Source organism: Clostridia bacterium (assembly GCA_024685775.1).
In the GTDB taxonomy this organism is placed as follows: domain Bacteria; phylum Bacillota; class Clostridia; order Christensenellales; family CAG-1252; genus CAG-1252.
In genome coordinates, this window is sequence record JAIKVL010000025.1 from 50,673 (window position 1) to 69,804 (window position 19,132).

Annotated in this window: 15 protein-coding genes; 8 read left to right on the forward strand and 7 right to left on the reverse strand. The window is 53.5% G+C overall.

The window, feature by feature from the left end:
* Nucleotide 1: 1 nt before the first annotated feature.
* Entirely contained in the window at nt 2-718 is a 717-nt protein-coding gene (gene rlmB, locus K5753_04520) for a 23S rRNA (guanosine(2251)-2'-O)-methyltransferase RlmB (GenBank protein ID MCR4726467.1), read from the forward strand.
* Complete coding sequence (locus K5753_04525) at nt 687-3,101, forward strand: HAD-IC family P-type ATPase (GenBank protein ID MCR4726468.1); 2,415 nt, start codon at nt 687-689, stop codon at nt 3,099-3,101. The genes rlmB and K5753_04525 overlap by 32 nt, the downstream gene beginning before the upstream one ends.
* On the opposite strand, the gene K5753_04530 is transcribed toward K5753_04525, so the two are convergent.
* From K5753_04530 to K5753_04540, 3 genes are read right to left on the reverse strand one after another with little or no spacing between them, the layout of a single operon-like run.
* Nucleotides 3,102-4,208: a hypothetical protein gene (locus K5753_04530; GenBank protein ID MCR4726469.1), complete on the reverse strand. Its 1,107-nt coding sequence runs from the start codon at nt 4,206-4,208 to the stop codon at nt 3,102-3,104.
* A complete protein-coding gene (locus tag K5753_04535; GenBank protein ID MCR4726470.1) occupies nt 4,205-5,404 on the reverse strand; it encodes a spore germination protein in 1,200 nt (399 codons plus the stop codon). The genes K5753_04530 and K5753_04535 overlap by 4 nt, the downstream gene beginning before the upstream one ends.
* Nucleotides 5,385-6,869 carry a spore germination protein gene (locus tag K5753_04540; protein MCR4726471.1) on the reverse strand — a complete coding sequence of 495 codons (1,485 nt, stop codon included), beginning with the start codon at nt 6,867-6,869 and terminating at the stop codon, nt 5,385-5,387. Before K5753_04540 ends, K5753_04535 begins: the two co-directional genes overlap by 20 nt.
* A gap of 244 nt (nt 6,870-7,113) precedes the next feature.
* Between K5753_04540 and K5753_04545 the strand changes: the two genes are divergently transcribed.
* Together K5753_04545 and K5753_04550 are read left to right on the forward strand one after the other, a co-directional pair.
* Nucleotides 7,114-9,705: a hypothetical protein gene (locus K5753_04545; protein ID MCR4726472.1), complete on the forward strand. Its 2,592-nt coding sequence runs from the start codon at nt 7,114-7,116 to the stop codon at nt 9,703-9,705.
* A gap of 120 nt (nt 9,706-9,825) precedes the next feature.
* Nucleotides 9,826-10,824 carry a mechanosensitive ion channel gene (locus K5753_04550; GenBank protein MCR4726473.1) on the forward strand — a complete coding sequence of 333 codons (999 nt, stop codon included), beginning with the start codon at nt 9,826-9,828 and terminating at the stop codon, nt 10,822-10,824.
* Nucleotides 10,825-10,883: 59 nt separating this feature from the next.
* Here the strand turns inward: K5753_04550 and K5753_04555 are convergent, their stop codons facing one another.
* Nucleotides 10,884-11,621 carry a hypothetical protein gene (locus tag K5753_04555; protein MCR4726474.1) on the reverse strand — a complete coding sequence of 246 codons (738 nt, stop codon included), beginning with the start codon at nt 11,619-11,621 and terminating at the stop codon, nt 10,884-10,886.
* Between the two features lie 166 nt (nt 11,622-11,787).
* Between K5753_04555 and K5753_04560 the strand changes: the two genes are divergently transcribed.
* The 3 genes from K5753_04560 to K5753_04570 all read left to right on the forward strand — a co-directional run bounded on the left by K5753_04560 (nt 11,788) and on the right by K5753_04570 (nt 14,208).
* Complete coding sequence (locus K5753_04560; GenBank protein ID MCR4726475.1) at nt 11,788-13,230, forward strand: DUF5050 domain-containing protein; 1,443 nt, start codon at nt 11,788-11,790, stop codon at nt 13,228-13,230.
* 206 nt (nt 13,231-13,436) lie between these two features.
* Nucleotides 13,437-13,916: a hypothetical protein gene (locus K5753_04565; protein MCR4726476.1), complete on the forward strand. Its 480-nt coding sequence runs from the start codon at nt 13,437-13,439 to the stop codon at nt 13,914-13,916.
* A 94-nt stretch (nt 13,917-14,010) separates the two neighbouring features.
* Nucleotides 14,011-14,208 carry a thermostable hemolysin delta-VPH gene (locus K5753_04570; GenBank protein ID MCR4726477.1) on the forward strand — a complete coding sequence of 66 codons (198 nt, stop codon included), beginning with the start codon at nt 14,011-14,013 and terminating at the stop codon, nt 14,206-14,208.
* Between the two features lie 66 nt (nt 14,209-14,274).
* On the opposite strand, the gene argS is transcribed toward K5753_04570, so the two are convergent.
* The gene (gene argS, locus K5753_04575; GenBank protein ID MCR4726478.1) at nt 14,275-15,963 is read right to left on the reverse strand and encodes an arginine--tRNA ligase; all 1,689 of its coding nucleotides are present in this window, start codon (nt 15,961-15,963) and stop codon (nt 14,275-14,277) included.
* A gap of 1 nt (nt 15,964) precedes the next feature.
* Nucleotides 15,965-17,056 carry a redox-regulated ATPase YchF gene (ychF, locus tag K5753_04580; GenBank protein ID MCR4726479.1) on the reverse strand — a complete coding sequence of 364 codons (1,092 nt, stop codon included), beginning with the start codon at nt 17,054-17,056 and terminating at the stop codon, nt 15,965-15,967.
* Between the two features lie 110 nt (nt 17,057-17,166).
* Here ychF and K5753_04585 point away from each other — a divergent pair, with 110 nt between their 5' ends.
* Nucleotides 17,167-17,916: an undecaprenyl-diphosphate phosphatase gene (locus K5753_04585; GenBank protein ID MCR4726480.1), complete on the forward strand. Its 750-nt coding sequence runs from the start codon at nt 17,167-17,169 to the stop codon at nt 17,914-17,916.
* Here the strand turns inward: K5753_04585 and K5753_04590 are convergent, their stop codons facing one another.
* Nucleotides 17,917-19,131, reverse strand: a complete 1,215-nt coding sequence (locus K5753_04590) for a hypothetical protein (protein ID MCR4726481.1) — start codon at nt 19,129-19,131, stop codon at nt 17,917-17,919.
* Nucleotide 19,132 lies beyond the last annotated feature (1 nt).

A 19,132-nucleotide genomic window follows, 5' to 3' on the forward strand; every position in this document is an offset into this window, starting at 1 on the left:
AATGATCGTATTCGGGAAAAACGCGGTAAAAGAACTTTTGAAGTCGGGCAAGACGATCGATAAGATCTGCGCGCAAAAAGGCGACAAAATGGCGGAAGCCCTCGCGATGCAAGCGAAGGAATTCGGCGCGAAAGCCGTGTTTTGCACGCGCGAGAATTTGGATAAACTTTCGTCGACGAAGAAGCATCAGGGCGTCCTCGCTTACACGACGGATTACTCTTATAGCTCGCTTTCCGAGATCGTCGAAGGCAAAAAAGAGGGCGAGAGGCTCGTCATCGTCTTGGACGGGGTCGAAGATCCGCATAATCTCGGCAGTATCATTCGAAGCGCGGAGTGTCTCGGCGCGGCGGGCATCGTCATCGGCAAGCATCGCTCGGTCTCGGTCAACGAGACGGTCATCAAGACGGCGTGCGGCGCGGCAGAGTACGTCAAAGTCGCGAGAGTAACGAATATCAACGACGCGATCCGTTCCTTAAAAGACCTTTTCTTTAAGGTCTACGCGATGGATATGGACGGGACGGAAGCCGCGGCTTGCGACCTCAAAGGGGACGTCTGCCTGATCCTCGGCAGCGAAGGCGCGGGCGTTTCCGCGCTCTCGAAAAAGCTTGCGGACGGCGTCGTAAAGATCCCGATGCAAGGAAAGATCGACTCGATGAACGTCTCCGTCGCGGCGGGGATCGGAATGTATGAATACGTTCGACAGAACGGCGGAAAGTAAAATGGAAGAGAAAGAGCAAGCGGAACAAACCTCTTTGTGGCTGACGAAGGAAGAAGTCGAGCAGCGCGTAAGAGAGGGCAAAGTAAACGGAAAGCAGGATCTTCAAACCAAAAGCGTTTGGAAGATCGTCTATTCCAACACCTTTACGCTGTTTAATATTCTGAACGTCATCCTTGCCGTCTTGATCCTTGCGATGAGCGGCGGCAAAAAGTGGAACGATACCTTGTTTATGGGCATCGTTTTCTTTAATTTATTCGTCGGGATCTTTCAAGAGATCAAAGCGAAGAAGACCATCGAAAAGCTTTCTCTGATCTCCGCGCCCAAAGTCGCCGTTTTGCGCGACGCGGAGGAGAAAATCATTCCCGTCGAAGAGCTCGTCTTGGACGACGTCATGATCCTTGACGCGGGCAGGCAAATTTGCGCGGACTCGGTCGTCGTCAGCGGAAGCGTCGAAGTCAACGAAAGTATGATCACGGGCGAATCCGATCCGATCTTGAAAAAAGAAGGGGAAGAGCTTAAAAGCGGCAGTTTCGTCGTCAGCGGCAAATGCTCGGCGCGCGTGATCCACGTCGGCGCGGATAATTACGCAAGCAAGATCGCCGCGGGCGCGCGCTATATCAAAAAAAGCAATTCCGAGATCTTGCGCTCCTTGCGCGCGATCATTCGATTGATGAGCATCATCGTCGTCCCGCTCGGCGTCGCTCTTTTGCTGAAACAGCATCTCATCGTTAAAAACTCCATCGAGGACGCCGTCCTCAAAATGGCGGGCAGCGTCGTCTCGATGATCCCGCAAGGGCTGATCGCGCTTTCCACGACGGTGTTTGCGGTCGGCGTCGTCCGTCTTTCCACCCATAAGACTCTTTCGCAGGATCTTTACAGCATCGAGACCTTGGCGCGCGTGGACGTCCTTTGCTTGGATAAGACGGGGACGATCACCGAAGGTTCGATGATCGTGACGGGGTTGAAAGCGGAAGCCGCTTCCGAAGAAGAGATCAAAAAAGCCCTCGCGTTCATAACGCGTTCCGTCGAGGATAACAACCCGACCTACGAAGCCGTCAAGGCGTTCTCCGAAAAGGAAGAGGAGAGCGCGGCGGCGGAAGAGATCTTCCCCTTTTCGTCCGATCGCAAATGGAGCGGCGCGAAAGAGGCGGGAGGCGCGTTCTATTTGATGGGCGCGATCGAATTTCTCGCGCCGAGTCTCGCGCCTTCTTTCAAAGCGGAGTGCGCGGAGTTTCAAAAGGAAGGGAAAAGAGTTCTGACCGTCGTCAAGACTCTTTCGCTCGAAGAGGGCAAAGCCGTCGATCCCGTCGTCATGGGGTTCGTCTTGATCGAAGATAAGATCCGCGACGAAGCTCCCGACACCTTGCGCTATTTTGCGGAGCAGGGCGTCGATATCCGCGTGATCTCGGGCGATAATCCCGTCACCGTTTCCGCGATCGCGAAGAAAGCGGGGCTTGCGGGCGCGGAAAAGTACACGGACGCGGCGAGTTGGGGCGAAAACCCCGATTACGAGGATCTGATCCGCCGCTATAAGATTTTCGGCAGGGTCACCCCCGAGCAAAAACTCAATATCATCAAAGCCTTCAAGAAGCGCAGACACACCGTCGCGATGACGGGTGACGGCGTAAACGACGTCCTCGCGTTGAAGGAAGCGGATTGCAGCGTCGCGATGGCTTCGGGAAGCGACGTCGCGAAGAGCGTCGCCTCTTTGGTCCTTCTCGATTCCAATTTCGCCTCGATGCCGAAAGTCGTCATGGAAGGTCGCCGCTCGATCAATAACCTGCAACGTTCCGCCTCTTTGTACCTCGTAAAGACGATCTACGCGACCCTTCTCGCGATCATTTTCCTCTTTATCGGAAGCTATCCCTTCGAACCTTCTCACCTGACCCTCGTCGGCGCGACCGCCACGGGGCTTCCCTCGTTCCTGCTTGCGCTCGAACCGAATAAAGAGAGAGCGGAAGGCAGCTTTATCTATAACGCGCTTCGAAAAGCGCTGCCCGGCGCGCTGACGATCGTCGTCGGGATCGTCGCGATACAGGTCATCAAAAAAGCGATGCCCCTCTCGATCGAGGAGGCGGATATGCTTTCGGTCTTGATGGTCGCGGTCGCGAACTTTATGGTCTTGTTCCGCGTTTGCCTGCCGATGGACGTAAAACACGCCGTGATTTTCTTTACGATGCTGGCTCTGTATCTCGGCGGGTGGCTGATCCTGCCCGGCGTCTTCAATATGATGAAGATCAGCGAGATCTCCCTCAAAATGTTCTATATTCTGCTTGCTTTGACGGGGTGCGGCGCGGCGATCTTCGTTCTGTTCATCTTCCTCGAAAAGCAGCTTGCCAAGCGCGGCAAACCCAAGATCCTCGAACTGTTGAATCTGGAATGATTATGCGTCGCCGAGGCGGACGGTCAATTTCAAATCGAGAGAGAGCCTTTGCGGCTCTCTTTTTTCGCCGAACTTTTTATGATATTTTCCCGCAAGCGAATAGATGTCCAACCCCTTTTCCGCTTCTTCGAAATAGGCGTTTTCCATTACGCCGCGAATATACTTTTTCGTGTGTTCGATCACGAAGGCGTCGGGGATCTCTTTCGCGCTTTTTTTTACGGATTGCGTGACGACGTTTACGAAGTACAGGCAGCAAAGCGAGATCTTCCCGCTTCTTTCGATCTTCCACCAAGTAAGCGACCGCTTTACGTTGACGTCCATAAATCCTTCGTCCGTCTTGATCGGCAGGAGCATTCCTTCCGCTTGCGCCGAAAGCCCGATCGCGGCGGTCACGTTCTCTCCCGTAATTACGCCTTTCCCGTCTTTGTAAAACAAGACGGTTTTCGAGCAATCGAACGCGTAATTCCGTTCGTCGCCGCCCGTGTCCGCGCCGCCGATCGCTTTCGGGACGGGGATCGCCTCGACCCAAGGAAGATAGGGCGTGACGCCTTTCGTCTCGAAATTCGTGACGAAACTTTTTAAGGTCGCCGTCGGGTGTCCGCCCGTCGAACAGTTGATCTTGTTCAGCTGTTGCAGATAGACCGAAGACGCGCCTTGCACCGAGACGCTTCTTTCGAGCGTTTCTTTCGCCGTCCCTTTGACCGCCATGACCGCGACGTCGTCCATAACGGAGTCTTCGTTGAAAAGTTCGGTCGCGATCCCTTTTACGCCGTTTTTCGTGAGTCTTTCTCCGAATATCACCATGTGGCAATGGAAGTAAGCGGGTTTATAGGCGGTCGTTCGCGCGATCCGATCCATCGCGCCGATCAGCGTGGACGCCTTTCCCGACATGATCGCATAGCGATTCGGCGCGCCGGGAGCCGAGCTTTCGCCCGCCACCGCGATCTGGACGGTGACTTCGACTTCCCCGTCTTCCGTCTCGTCGATCCCCATTCCGATGACGATCGCTTTATTCAAAATGGGTTGGGAGACGATCAGGTTCCCGACGATCGCCACGGCGACCACGAGCAAAGCGATCTTCATGATTCGTTTCGTGCGCGTCTTCATTTCGCGTTCTCCTTTCTTTCAGGGGTCGCGAAGATCCCGAGCGCGACGGTCAAAAGGGTGATCGCGATCGACGCGACGTTTGCGATCTTCGTCATAAAGGAGACGTAATCGCCTTCTTCATCCAAAAACACGGTCGAAAGAAAGAGCGCGGCGATCCCGAGGAAGGCGAAGCAGGAAAAATCCTTTTTTACTTGCATTCCCGCGCTTTCCCGCAAATGGCACAAACATTCCCTTCCCGACAGAAAGACGAGGGAAAGATAGATCACGCCGACGATCGCCCAAAGAAAGATCACGGGCCAGTCCGCCGAGCCGAGTTCGTCCGCATTCGCTTTGAAGGTGCTGAGTTTGATGAAAGCGAAGTCGGTCATCTTCGCCGCGTCGCCGTAGACCGAGGTGAAGATCGCGTAAAAGACGAGGACGAGCGCGAGCGAAAAGAACAGCGCGGCGAAGGCGATCTTCTTTTTATGCGAGGTTCCTTGGCTTGCGCCCGACGGCTCCTTTTCGGGATTTTCATCGAGCGACGGATCGGGCGCGACCTCGCGCTTTTCGAGACCGTTTTTCTTTATGCCCGACAGGTCGAGAAAACAGACGACCGCCGCGTCGCCGAACCAAGCGAACGAAAAGAAGACGCCTTTCGAGAATCCGTCGAAATCGGCGTTGAAGATTGCGAGGAAATTGAAAAAGTCGCCTTTGGTCGTCGTAAAGATCAGAATAAAAAGAAAGACGAAGACTGCCAGCCACAGAAAGACTTCGAGGACGCGCCCGATGCCCGCGAATCCTTTAGACGCAAGCAGGACGCAGGCGAGGAGATAGACGGCGGCGATCGGAAGGACGGGGATTCCTTCGAAAAGCGACAGCGCGTAGTACGAGGAGATCTCTCTCGTAAAGGCGGCGATCTTGATCAAAAAGAACGCGAGATAAAGGCTCGCGAAGGCGATGCGGACGGGCTTTTTGAGAGCAAGGCGAAACAGTCCTCCCGCTTTCGCGATCTCGGCTGCGAAAAACAGCGTCGCGCTTTCGAAAAGGACGAGCAGAGCGGCGACCCAGATCGCTTTGCTCCCCGCCGCGCCCGCGAGGACGGACGGCAGCGTGCAAAACTTCGTCGCGGTGAGAAGGACGATCGCAATCAGGGCGAATTCGGCGTAGGAGACCTTTCGCGTCTCGGAAAGTTGAACGTTACTGACGTCCGGTTTCATTAGGATCCTCCGTTTCGCCGAGTTTTTCGAGTAAAAAGTCGTCTTTCTTTATCCGTTTCGGGTTTTGATTGTCGATCGAAAACGGGCGGTCGTCCATATCGTAAAGCTCGCGTTTTACGAATCCGTCCTTCAAGTCGCCGCCGACGAAAGGCGCGTAGGGGCTGAGATAGTTCGCGCCGAAACTTTGCAGGGTGACGAGGTGTCCGACCAAAAGGACGAGGGCGAGGATGATCCCGAGAAGACCGAGAAGCGCGGCGGTCGCCACGAACAAAAGGCGCAGAATGCTGTACGTTCCGACGTCGTCCGGGACGAGGTACAGCCCGATCGAAGAAAGCGCGGTCACGAGGACGGCGGGCGAACTCAAAAGCCCCGCGCTGACCGCCGTCTCTCCGAGTACGATCGCGCCGACGACGGACAAAGCCATTCCGACGTACTTCGGCATGCGGACGCTCGCCTCGTTCAGAATATCGAAGATCAAGAGGACGAGGATCATTTCGAGGGTCGGGGAAAGCGGAGTCCCGTTCGTGCTGTTGATGATCGTGATCAGAAATTTCAAAGGCAGGACTTGATATTGAAATTCCTGAACGGCGACGAACGCCGCGGGTAAAAACAGGGCGAAGATCGCCGCGAAAAGTCTTAAAAAGCGCGTGACCGTTACGCGCGCGTTCCTTTTAAAATAATCCTGACTGTCTTGAAAGCTTTCGATCAGGATATGCGGGACGGTCAGCGCGATCGGGCTTCCGTCCGAGAGGACGGCGACTCTTCCTTCGAGGAGCTTCGCCGCGACGACGTCCGGTTTCTCGATCGACCCGACTTGCGGGAAAAGCGAGGTCGGCGCATCCTCGATGAATTTTGTCAGATAGGAGCTGTCGATGACGCCGTCGATCTCGATATGCGATAACCGCTCGTTGACGAGGTCGACCGTCTTTTTCGCCGCGACGTCCGATAGATAGCAGACGAAGACTTTCGTCCCGCTGTACTTCCCGATGATTTGTTCCTTTATGACGAGGCGCTTGTTTTTCAGGCGGCGGCGAAGAAGCGACGCATTGATCGAGATATCTTCGGTAAACCCTTCGCGCGGACCTTTGAGGACGCTGCTTGTCGGCGGTTCCGAAACGCTCCTGCGTTCGTACTTTTTGACCGAGAAGACGTAAAGATTTTCGTCGCCTTCGATCAAAAGAGCGGTCGCACCTTCCGCGATCATGCTTTCCGCTTCTTCGAGGTTTTGCGTGATCCGAACGGGCGCGGTCGTAAAAACTTTTTCGTGGATGTTCTCTTTCGTTAACTCTCCTTTTAATAAGGATAGCGGGCGCATAACGTTGTTTTCGAGGAGTTCTTTATCGCAAAGCGTATCGAACGTGACGTACATCGCGGGGCGACCGCCCGCTTCGGAGGGGCAGAAGGTCAGGTCCGAGCTTTCGCCGAAATCCGCTTTGATCCGTTCTTTTGATTCTTTCAGCAGCATAGGCGTAGTATGGGAAAGAAAGGAAAAAATATGAGATCGCGCCGAAAAAAGAGCGGGTGATCGCGTTTCCGATCCGAAAAACGGAAGACCGCGTCGGATTTCCTTAAAAAGGTCGGAGCGCGCGGAAGTTTGGGGCGACACGTTCTTACAAAAAATGACAGCTCGGAATTACGAGCACGTATTGACAAACCCGCGTCCGTGTGGTAATATGGATATACAAAAATCTTTTTTTGGAGGTTTAACTATGAAGAAAAAGTTTGGCATAATTTTAGCCATCCTGCTCTGTGTGGTTCTGGTTTTGACCTTCGTTGCTTGCGGCGGCAAGAAACCCAGCGAAAACAAACCCGATCCCACGCCGTCTAACAACGAGACCATCAAGGGCGTAACGGCGGAGCAAGTGGCGGATATGGAAGCTTCCATCGGCGCTTACCTCGACAAATGGCTTCTTGCGAACGCGCAAGACAAAGTCGTCGATCAAACCGCGCTTTTGCAAGCTGCTATGGAAAAGGTAAAAGAGGATCAGTTCTCGTTTACCGACAGCGATTTGAACGAAGTCACTCCGACGATCCAAGTCAGCTTCTCCGAATCGACGGGCAAATATAAGGTCGTCCTTTCTTGGAAGAAGGGCGCGGTCAAAAAGACCTTTGAGAAAGAGGCGAAGACCGTTACCTACACCAACTGGGCGGGCAAGATGAATAAGACGGACGGCTACGAGGCTCTTACCGAAGAAGGCGCGACCGTCGGCGCGATCGATAAGATCGTCAACGCGGCTCTCTCCACCGTCAACAAAGTCGGCACCAACGCGCAAACCGCGAAGTTCGGCGTGGACGGCAAGATCGGTCTCGAAGTCATGGGTGAAAACTATGGACTTCATATTAAGGGCAACGTCGATCTCGCGAACGCGGCGAACACCGAAATCGCGCTTATGCTCGAAGATGAAGACGGCGTGCTCGGCGGCTTGTACTATCAAGGCGCGGCGGAAGAGAAAGATTGCAAGATCATTCTCCAATACGGTGAGACTTATAAATACATTGATTATGCCATTTTAAATAAGCTTCTCGGCGAGATCATCACGCCGAAAGCGCAACCGGGCGAGGATTTCCTCCCGACCGGAACTTTGAAAGAGGTTCTCGATGCGTATGAAGTCGACGGCGCCGTCTCCGGCATCGTCGCGAGCGTCATCGATATGCTTGCGCAAGGCTATGTCAAAGAAGATGCGGCGGCGAAGACTTCGACCTACCTCGTCGACCTCAACCTCAACACCGTCCTTTCCCAAGTTGCGGAGCTCGCGGGCGACCTGATTACCCCCGATATGTTCGAAGGAATCCCCTACCTTGAGGACCTCAACATCTCGACGATGCACGGACTCCTCGGTCACGTCACGATCGCGGCGACCGTCGCGGGTGAGGACAGAGACGAACTCACCGATTTCGAACTTGCGGTAAACCTCCCCGAATGCACCTTCTACTTCAATGAGGATGAAGGCAAGGACGCGACCAAGCTCGATATCCCGTCTATCAGCTTCGCGCTGTATCTCAGCGACTTCAACTTCATCACCACCGGTAAGATCGAGAACGTCATCCCGGCGGCTGCGGCGCAAGCCGAATATTTCAGCCCGACGAACTTCGATATCGGCGGCGATATCTACATCAAAGATACCAACCTCGAACTCGACGACACCTTCCGCTTCCACTTCGTTTCGAGCGTGAACCCCTTCAAGCCCAGTCAGGCGAAAGGCTCCCTCACGATCACGAAGAATCCGGGCGAAGCTTACGATGCGGAAACCGCGAAGAACTTCTTCACCGTTACCTATGAGCAAGCGAGCAAAGTGCTTTGCATCAGCGGCACCGTCCTCGGCATGGAAGATAACGGCGAAGGCATCTACACCTATGACTTCGACGCAGGAATGGCGGCGATCGAGACTTGGCTCGGCCTCGACAATTGGCAGGGCATCAAGAAGGACGAGAACGGCGTCATCACCCTCAAAACGGACGAAGAAGCAAAGCCCGCGATGAAGGCTCTTCTCGATAACAAACTCGCGAAAGCGATCCTCAGCTACTACGGCTCCGTCAAGAATGCGGGCAAGACCGCTAAGGCGGAAGATGAGAGCGCCGGCGAACAAGGCGGATTCAGCATCAACAAGATCGGCGATTACTTCAACGCGATCAAGGGCATCTACGAAGACCTCGTTAAGGACGGCGTCATCGCCATCGGTGAAGATTCCGCTTCCATCGAAGTGACCCCCGCGGTCATCAACAAGGTCACCGATGCGATCAACAAGCTCAAGATGCTCCCGATGCAACTCCCGACCGACATCAAAGAGCCCAAGTCCGTCAAGGTGTACTTCAACACCGCGGAATACAAAGATCAGCTCTACGTCTACGTTGAGGTTGACGACGTCAAAGTCGTAGTCCTCTTCGACGGCTCGAAAGAAAATGAGTTTGACATCAACGTGACCGTCACCACCGACAACAGGATCTACACCTGCAACGTCATCGCGGAAGACGAAGGCGCGGCGAGCTTCACCGTCAAGTTCAAGGTCACCGACCTTGCGGGCGCTGTGAAGAGCGACACCCAAGTTACCTTCTCCAAGTTCTTCTTCAACTGGGGCGATCGTAACGACGACAAGCTCAAGAGCTTCACCGCCGAACAAATCGAAGGTGCGGAAGCGATCTTTGCGGATGACGGCGTCGCGACCAACCTCGTGAAAGAAATCGTCAAATTCCTGAATAAGGATTCCGTCGAGCCCACCGTTGAAGAGATCGCGAAGATGTTCATCGACGTGGTCTTCGGTGACACGAGCATCAAAAGTTTGGTCAACTCCCAAATGAAATAAGGGATTTGATCTGACCGAAACAAACCAAGCGCGCTGCCGGAAGGCGGCGCGCTTCTTTGTTTGTTGCCTTGACTTTTTCGTTGTTTTCGGTTAATGTGTAATAAGAAAAAGGAGTTTTCTATGGATTGGAGCGCATTTTGGAATAAGGTCAAAAGCTTTTTCGTCGGGAACGTTTGGAATATCGTTCGCTTTTTTGCCGTCCTCTTGATCGGCATTATTCTGATCAAAGTATTGATGGCTGCGTTTCGGAAGATCTTTTCGAAGACGAAGATGGAATCCGTCGCTCAAAACTTCCTGCTTGCGATCATCAAATTCCTGCTTGCGCTCGTCCTCGTGCTTGCGCTTCTGGCGATCGTCGGGGTCGAACTGACGGGCGTTATTACCGCGCTCAGCGCCGCGATCCTCGCGGTCGGGATGGCTCTGCAATCCAATATAGCGAACGTGGCGAACGGGATCGTCATCGTCGCGAATAAGATGTTCAAGAAGGGCGACTATATCATCGTGGACGGAAAGGAAGGTTCGATCATCGAGATCAATTTTCTTTTTACGACGCTTTTTACGCCCGATAATAAAAAGATCACCGTTCCCAATTCGATGATCGTGAACAGCTCGGTCGTGAATGCGGGCGCGAATCCCCGTCGCAGGGTGAATTTCGATATTCCCGTCGCTTATGAGTCGGACGTCGAACTCGTTAAAAAGACCGTTACGGACGTTATGCGCTCTTACGGCAAGATCTATCTCGATCCCGAACCGTTCTGCAAGCTCAAAACCTTCGACGCGAGCAGTCTCGGATTCTTTGCGTACTGCTGGTGCGACTCTTCGGATTATTGGGACGTCTATTATTACGTCGTCGAGCACGTCTACAACGAGTTTAAGAAAAACGGCATTTCGATCCCGTTCCAGCAGGTCGAAGTTCGCGAGCGAAAGGACGCCGTCGTTCCTCCGTTCGACCCCGCGCCTCTTCCGGAGCGCATCGAAAAGGATCGCCCCGTCGAGACGGATCGGCTTTCCGAGATCAAAAAGCATTACGAAGAAAGGATCGAAAGGCTGGAAGCCGCGCGCAGGGAAAAAGCGGAAAAGAGGACGAAAAAGAAAGCCGAGAAGCAGGCGAAAGACTGAAATAAAAAAGGATCTTACCGAAAGTGGGCGAGATCCTTTTTTTTCGGGTTCGAGCAAGATCAAACTTCTTTTATGAACCAGCCGATCTCTTCGTCCTCGGGCGAGGGGAAGAAGGCGGCGTTTTCGAGCGCGGGCGCCGTTCGAATCCCGTCGATCGCATAGAGGACTTTTTCGCCGTCGCAGCTCTCCGCGATCCCGAGATAAAAGCGTTCGCCGTCTTCTTCGAGGACTGCCCATTTGCTTTTCGGGATCGCGTCTTCGAGGAAGGGAAAAGGCGCGCCGTGTTCGACGCGTTCCCGCGCGATCTCTTCTTTCGATAGGACCTTCTCGGGCGCGGCGATTTCTGCAATCTCCGTCTCAGCGGAGAGCGCGCTTTCGTCAGCCGTCGGCAGGGCTTTCGCGATCTCGGTCGTCGGCTTTTCTCGGTCGGATTCGTCGCAGTTTCCCCGCTCGTTTGCGTCGGGTGACTTCGGCTCGTCGGGAGCGCCGTTTCCTTGCCTATCTTCGATAAAACGCAGAAGCCGCCATCTTGCCGAGGCTTCGTCCGAGACCCCGAGCGATCCGAATAACAGCGCTCCGTTCCGTTCCGCGAGAAGGGCGACGGCGTCGCATTTTTTCAAAGAGATCGGCAAACGAAAAGCCTCGTTTTCTTCGGAAAACGCAAGAATCTTTCCGTTAATCTCCGCCGCTTTGAGGCGCGCGCCCGCCGCAAGAAAGATCGCGGTCGTCTCCTTCGCGCGCAGGGTCGCCGCACACGCGACGTTTTTGCCTTTCAAAATCATTTTTCCGATAAACATACTTTCCTCCGGATCGGTCGATACTCAAACGGGGCGCATTCGCTTCGGCGAAAGGTCGCTCGTTTGATTTTGTGTCAGAAAATAATTGCAATATTTGCTTTTATATACTATAATTATTTATCGGGGATATAATTTATTCCTCTGTAACTCATCGGGAGATAGGAATATGCGTAAAAAGTTTGTATTGGTTTTAGTCGTGGCGCTCGTTTTGATTACGGTCTTAACGGTGCTTTGCGCTTGCGAAAGCTATAAGGCTTCCGCGATCAAGCCCGCGGGCGATAAGAACGCGGCTGTCGAAAGCAACGGCGGGCTCGTCGTCAAGCAAGGCGGTTACCTCTATTTCGTTAACGGCTACACGGGTTATTTGAAAGAAAAGGGCAAGGATAACTGGTTCGGTAATGTCAAAAAGGGCGCGATCGTCCGCGTAAGTTACGCGCAGGACGGGACGCTCGGCACCGATTACGTCGTCGTCGTCCCGAAGAGCATTATGGCGGATTCCGAGAACGTCGGTTTCTCGATCTTCGGCAATTATATCTACTATGTCAGCCCGAGCGCGGAAGAAGACCGCTCCGGCGCCGTCCAAACGGACACGATCCAATTTATGCGCACCAAGCTCGACGGCACGGGCACCCAAGTCATTTTGAACGTTAAGGACACTTCGGTGAAGTATTCCTACACGCCCTCCGCTCTCGTTTGGTACGATAGCTCGAATAATAAGCTTTACAGCAAGAGCCTGAACGCGAAGAAGTTCAAGAAAAAGGATAAAGGTAAGTGCATCGACGACGAGATTTCGAGCGTGTACTTCCCGAAATGCGATTCCTACGATCCCGCGCAAAAGGGCAAAAACGCGAACGAGTTCGTTTTCTATACCAAAGCGTCCAAAGATTCTTTCGAGTACGGCAACACGCTGTACGTCGTCCATGCCTCCGGCTCGGATAAAAAAGCCGTCATCGGCCCCGAAAGCTATCAAGGCGGGAAGTACGCCGTCAGCGTCGTCGCGTCTTCCGTGACGGGCGGCAAACTCGCGATCTACTACACCAAGACTTCGTTCGTCGGGACGTCTTCCACCGGCACCGCCCTCGGAACGTTCGCCTATGAGTTCCAAGACACGTCCTTCACCTTCGGCGAAGGCGCGGAAGTCAAGCTTTCTTCCGAAAGCCTTTCGAGCCTGTATCCGATCTCCTATGCGAGCGGCATCGTGGCTGCGGGCAGCGGCAAAGCCGTCGTCTACTACACGAACGGCGCGGAACCCAAAACCTTCGGCGATCTTACGCTGAATACCCTCGTCGCCGTCGCGGAAGGAAAGTTCTACTATGTAAACGGCGATAATTTCCTCTGCTACTATGCGATGGATAACACCGAGAACGCCCATTACGCGTTGAACGAGAAGGACAAGGTCATGACCTCTTTCACGGGCGCGGAGTACTTCGGCGGATATCTCTATTTCATCAAGGATGACGACTACGATTACGTTTATCGCGTAAAACTCGCAGGCGTCACCGTGTACGATGCTTCCGCGTATTCTTACGAGCGCATCGGTATCGTCACCGCTTCCGATCAAGCGAAGATGGATAAAGAGGCGGAAGACGGCGAATCGAGCGATAAATAAAAACGGATCGCAAGGCGCCCGACGGTTTCGTCGGGCGCTTTTATTATAAAAACTTCGGAAAATTCCGAAGTTTTTTCGTATAATATAAGAATGCCCATTTGGTGGCTTCAAAAAAATACGGCGTTTTTATAAAAAAGGGTTTACAAATATTTCATTTATCCATATAATAATGGCGAAAACGGCAAACGCCGAAAAGGAGAATGTCTATGCCGAAGTACAAACTGTGTCCGCGTTGCGAATTGAACTATATTTTGGAAGACGAAGACTATTGCAGCGTTTGTAAAGACGAATTGCACGGAATTATCCCCGTTGAGGAAGAGGACGATCTTCTGACGAAGACTTGCCCCCGTTGCGGCGCTTTGATCTCGGAAGATATGGATTATTGCGAGAACTGCAAGCAGGACCTCGATCGCTTGAAGGCGCTCCACGAGGACGATGAAGATTGGGATGAGGACAAGATCGAGGAAGAGAACGAAGATCTCGAAGAGGATGAGGAGCTCGATACGCCGATCTCCGACGAAGACGTGGACGATGAGTTTGCGGACGACGATGAAGAAGAGGACGAGATCGAGGAATATCAGGACGAAGAAGACGAAGACGCGCTTCTCGGCTTCGATATGAACGTGGACGACGTCGAGGACGACGAGGACGACGAACCTCCGATGGACGACGAGGACGACGAATAACCTTCGATCGGTATTCAAGGATCATAAAACGCGCTACCATTCGCAAATCGCGGATTGTAGCGCGTTTTTTTTTGTTTTCGCACATACTGACGCTATGTACTATAATTATCACGCCGTAGCGAAAAGACTGATCCGAGAAGGGCATTTGACGTCCGCGCGCTTTTTCGACGTCTGGGGAAAGCTCGAAAATCCGCTCGTCCTCTTTTTCGATAACCGGAAACCGATGCCGATTCGAAAGGAGAGGGTCGCGGAGTACGCCGAACTCTTGTCCGAAATCGAAAGAAAGAAGTAAGCGGGCATAAAAAAGCCCCGCCGATCCGAGAGGAGAAGCGGGGCGGTTCGTCGAAAGCGACTGAATTTACATTTTGTCCGGCGCCGCGATCCCGAGAAGAGTCAAAGCGTTGTTTAAGACTTGGCGGACGGCGAAGGTCAGCGCGAGTCTCGCTTCTTTAACGCCGTTTTCCGCGTTCAAAATGCGGTTGTCGATATAATACTTGTTAAAGCTCTCCGCGACGTCTATGGCGTGGCGCGTAATGACGCTGGGCTCGCGCTTTTCCGCGGCTATGCGAACCGCGTCGGAAAAGCCCGCGATGAGACTGATCAGCTCGTGCGCGTTTTCGAGGCTCGTGAAGTCCGCTTTTTCGATATCGAACGCGCCTGCTTTTTCGAGAAGGCTGGACGCGCGCGCGTGCGTGTATTGAACGTAGGGGCAGGTCTCGCCGTCAAAGTTCAGGACTTTGTCGTAGCTGAACGTAATGTCTTTGATGCGGTTATTGATCAGCGCGCCGAAGATGACCGCGCCGACGCCGATCTGCTCCGCGATCTCGTCCTTATTTTCGAGATTCGGGCTTTTTTCCGTGATGATGTCTCGCGCTTTTTGTACGGCGGAATTTAAAACGTCTTCGAGGTAGACGACTTTGCCTTGGCGGCTGCTCATCGTCCCGTCCGCGAGGGAGACCATTCCGAACGCGACGTGTTCGAGATCTTTTGCCCACGGTTCGCCGAGAAGCTTTAAGACGGTGAAGACCTGCTTGAAGTGCAGGTTTTGCTGATACGCCACGACGTACAGGCATTTATAAAAATCGTAGGTGTTTTTTCTGTAATACGCCGCCGCGAGGTCGCGGGTCGCGTAAAGGGTCGCGCCGTCCGAACGGACGAGCAGGCAAGGGGGCATATCGTCGCCTACGTTGACGACTTTCGCGCCTTCCGAATCGACGAGAAGCCCTTTTTCGGTCAGCTTGTCGAGGACGGGCTGCATTTTATCGTTGTAGAAGCTTTCGCCCGCGTAGCTGTCGAATTCGATGCCGAGGCGATCGTAGACGCGTTTCGCTTCCGCAAGGCTGATGCGCTTGAATTTTTCAAAGAGCGCGAGGGCTTCGGGATCGCCGTCCTCGATCTTTTTGAAATAGGCGCGACCGAGATCGTTCAGCGATTCGTCCGTCTCCGCTTCTTGGTGGAAGCGGACGTACAGCTTGTGCAGGGCTTTTACGCCGCCTTTTTCGACCTCTTCCTCGTTGCCCCATTTCTTGTAGGCAACGATCATTTTCCCGAATTGCGTGCCCCAATCGCCGAGGTGATTGATGCGGACGACGTTATAGCCGAGGAAGGAGAATGCGCGTGCGAGCGCGCCGCCGATGACCGTCGAAGAAAGGTGCCCGATGTGGAAAGGCTTCGCGATGTTGACGGAAGAAAAGTCGATGCAGATCGTCTTTCCCGCGCCTTCGTTCGATTTTCCGTAATTCTCTTTTTCGTTCAAAACCTTTAAGAGGGTGCTCTTCGCGAGGTCTTCTCTCGAAAATTTGAAGTTCAGATATCCGTTCAGCGCGGAGCAGGATAAAAGGAAATCGGGGAGAGAAGCCGAGATCTCTTCCGCAAGCCCTTTCGCGATGTCCGCGGGGGATTTCCGAAGCGCTTTCGCAAAGCGGAAGCAGGGGAGAGCCACGTCCGCGAACGCGAGGTCTTTCGGGGCTGTCAAAAGGGAGAGGATCTCTTCTTCCGAAACGCCGTCTATATGGATGAGTTTTGCGATTTTTTCGTTATTATTCATATTATACGTTAAACCTAAACAGGACCACGTCGCCGTCTTTCATAACGTAATCCTTTCCTTCGCTGCGTACTTTGCCTTTTTCTTTCGCGACCGTCAGAGAGCCGCATTCCATAAGCTCTTCGTAAGAGACGACTTCCGCGCGAATGAATCCTTTTTCGAAATCGGTGTGGATCTTTCCGGCGGCTTGCGGCGCTTTCGTCCCCTTCGTGATCGTCCAAGCGCGCGTCTCTTTCTCGCCCGCGGTCAGATAGGAGATCAAGCCGAGAAGTTCGTAGCCCGCTTTGATCAGCATCGAAAGCCCGCTTTCTTTGAGCCCGAGTTCCTCGCGGAACATTTCGCGATCCTCTTTATCCAAAGCGGAAAGCTCCGCTTCGACCTTCGCGCAGAGTTTGATGACCTTTGCGCCTTCTTTATCCGCGATCGCGCGGACTTGCTTGACGTAATCGTTGTCTTCCTTGTTTACGTCTCCTTCCGCGATATTCGCGACGTAGATGACCTTTTTGGTCGTCAAAAGGAAGAGGGAGTCGTAGAACTCTTTTTCCTCGTCCGTCTGGGGGAGGCTTCTGCCCGGCTCGCCTTCGGAAAGGTGCGCGTACATCTTTTCGAGCATCTCGATCTCGGGGAGATATTTTTTATCGCCGCTTTTCGCTTGGGTCTTGACCTTTTGCAGACGCTTTTCTACGCTTTCGAGGTCGGAAAGGACGAGCTCGGTGTCGATGATCGAAATGTCGTCCTTCGGGGAGATCCTGCCTTCGACGTGGGTCACGTTCGGATCGTCGTAGCAACGGACGACGTGCGTGATCGCGTCCACTTCGCGAATGTGGGAAAGGAATTTGTTTCCGAGCCCTTCGCCCTTGGACGCGCCTTTTACGAGCCCTGCGATGTCCACGAATTCGAGGACGGCGGGCGTCACTTTCTTGGAAGAATAAAGCGCCGCGAGATCGTCTACGCGCTTATCGGGGACGGGGACGACGCCTACGTTCGGCTCGATCGTGCAGAACGGATAGTTCTGGCATTCCGCGCCCGCAGAGGTGATCGCGTTGAACAATGTGGATTTTCCCACGTTGGGGAGCCCTACGATACCGAGTTTCATTTTTTCGCACTTCCTTCGGCATAAAAGCCTTCGATATTTCGTAAATAATTATATCTTTTCCGCGCGCGGAAAGCAATTAAAAAAGAGCAAAACCATAGGGAGACGGAAATATGAGGTTTTTTAAGGCGATTTTAATCGGATTGACGCAGGGACTGACGGAGTTTCTTCCCGTTTCGAGCAGCGGGCATTTGCTCCTTCTCGAAAAATTATCGGTCGCGCCGCCGTCCGTCTTTTTCAATTTGATCTTGCATCTCGCCACGCTCGCCGCGGTCCTCGTCGTGATGCGGAAAGAGGTTTGGGAGATGATCCGCCATCTTCTTTCGTCCGATCTGAAATACGTCGCGCTTGCGTCTCTGCCGACCGCGGCGATCGCGCTTTTGATCTCGCGCTTTTTTCCTTCGCTTCTTCTCGGCGAGATGCTCGGATTCGGGTTTCTTTTGACCGCGGCGATCCTTTTTCTCGGGGAGCGTTTCGCGCCGTCCGATCGGCTGTTGAAGATCGGGGCGAAAAACGCGTTTTTAACGGGGATCGCGCAGGGGATCGCGGTTCTTCCCGGCGTTTCCAGAAGCGGCGCGACGATCTCCTTTCTCCGCCTGTCGGGCGTGGAGAGGGAAAAAGCCGTCGGGTTTTCTTTTCTCCTGTCGATCCCCGTTATCGCGGGCGGATTTCTCCTCGAAGGAATCGAAAGCGGCTTTCGGGTGGACGGAGCGGGGCTTCCCGAAATTCTTCTCGCGGCGTTCGCCGCGTTTTTGAGCGGCGTCTTTGCGCTGCGGTTTATGCTGCGAAAAATAAAAAAGGGCGCAAAGCCCTTTTGTTTCTACACTTTTGTCCTCGGAATCGCTTGTTTCTTTATCTTCTGATCATTTGTTCAACAGCGCGAAGAAACGATCGGGGATCTCCGTCCTTTTCAGCCCGCAGGTCATATCCACGCGGCATCTTCCCGCGTAGGAAACGACCGCGACGTTCAGCGGGGTGTTTCGGCTGATGTTCAGGAAGAAGCGAATATCTTTGACGACGCTCGCCGCCACGGGGGAAAGCTCGATCACGCCGACGTTGGAAAGGATCGCGGTCTGGCGAACCTTGTCGATGATCTTTTTGACGAGCTGGAAAGCGGGGCGTTTGATGCATAAGGGGATGAATTTGACGAGGGGCAGACGGAAACACTTGTTGATGTCGTCCACGCGGCGCTGCATTCCTTCCTTCGTGATCTTTTTGCGGAACTGCGCTTTGACCGTTTCCAAAATCGCGGGGAAAGAAAGATCGCTCGCGCCTTTTTCCACGTTGATCCTTTCGAAGCAAACGAAATTCTGCAAAGTGTCCGAGGGGAAGAACCTGCGCAAATTGACGGGGACGAAGAGAGAAAGCGGCTTTTTGAGCGGCGCTTCGTAATCTTCGAGGATCGCCGTAACGTAGCAGGCGGCGATGTATTCGGTGATCGTCGATTCGGCTTCTTTCGCTTTGATTTTCAGGCGGGGAAGGTCGATCTCTTCGGAGATCAAGCGGGGAACGGGGGAGTAATTTCCCTTTTTTCCGAGCGCGATGACGCTTCTTCCGTTATAGCTTTTGATCGAGATCTTGCGAAGGGATTTCTTTTTCGCGTAGGTAATAAACGCGTCGGAAAGCGTGAGTCCTCTCGAAAGATCGGTTTTCTCTTTCGTTTCCGAGACGATCTCGGCGTATCTCGTCAAGAGGTCGGATAAAAAGAACGCGCCGATATTGCCGTCCGTGACCGCGTGAAAGACTTCGAGAACGACTTCGTTTTCCGCGTAAGCCAAGCGGAAGGGGTAGCCGTTCGTGTCGGTTTTTTTCAAGGGAGAAAGAGGGGGCGCGGCGTCTTCGGTGACGAGGACGGGATCTTCCGACGCTTGCAGTTTGTGCCAAAAGAAGCCGCTTTTGATCTTCGATTTGAAATTCGGATAAAGAGGCAAGACCTCTTCGAGAGCGCGAGTAAGCGCGTCGGGTCGGACGGGCTCGATCAAAGTCGCGGAGAAACGGAAGTTGCTCTGCGTGCGCTTCGTTTGCATCATCGGATAAGCGAGCGCGGATAAATCGAGCGGATAGAATACCTTTTTCATA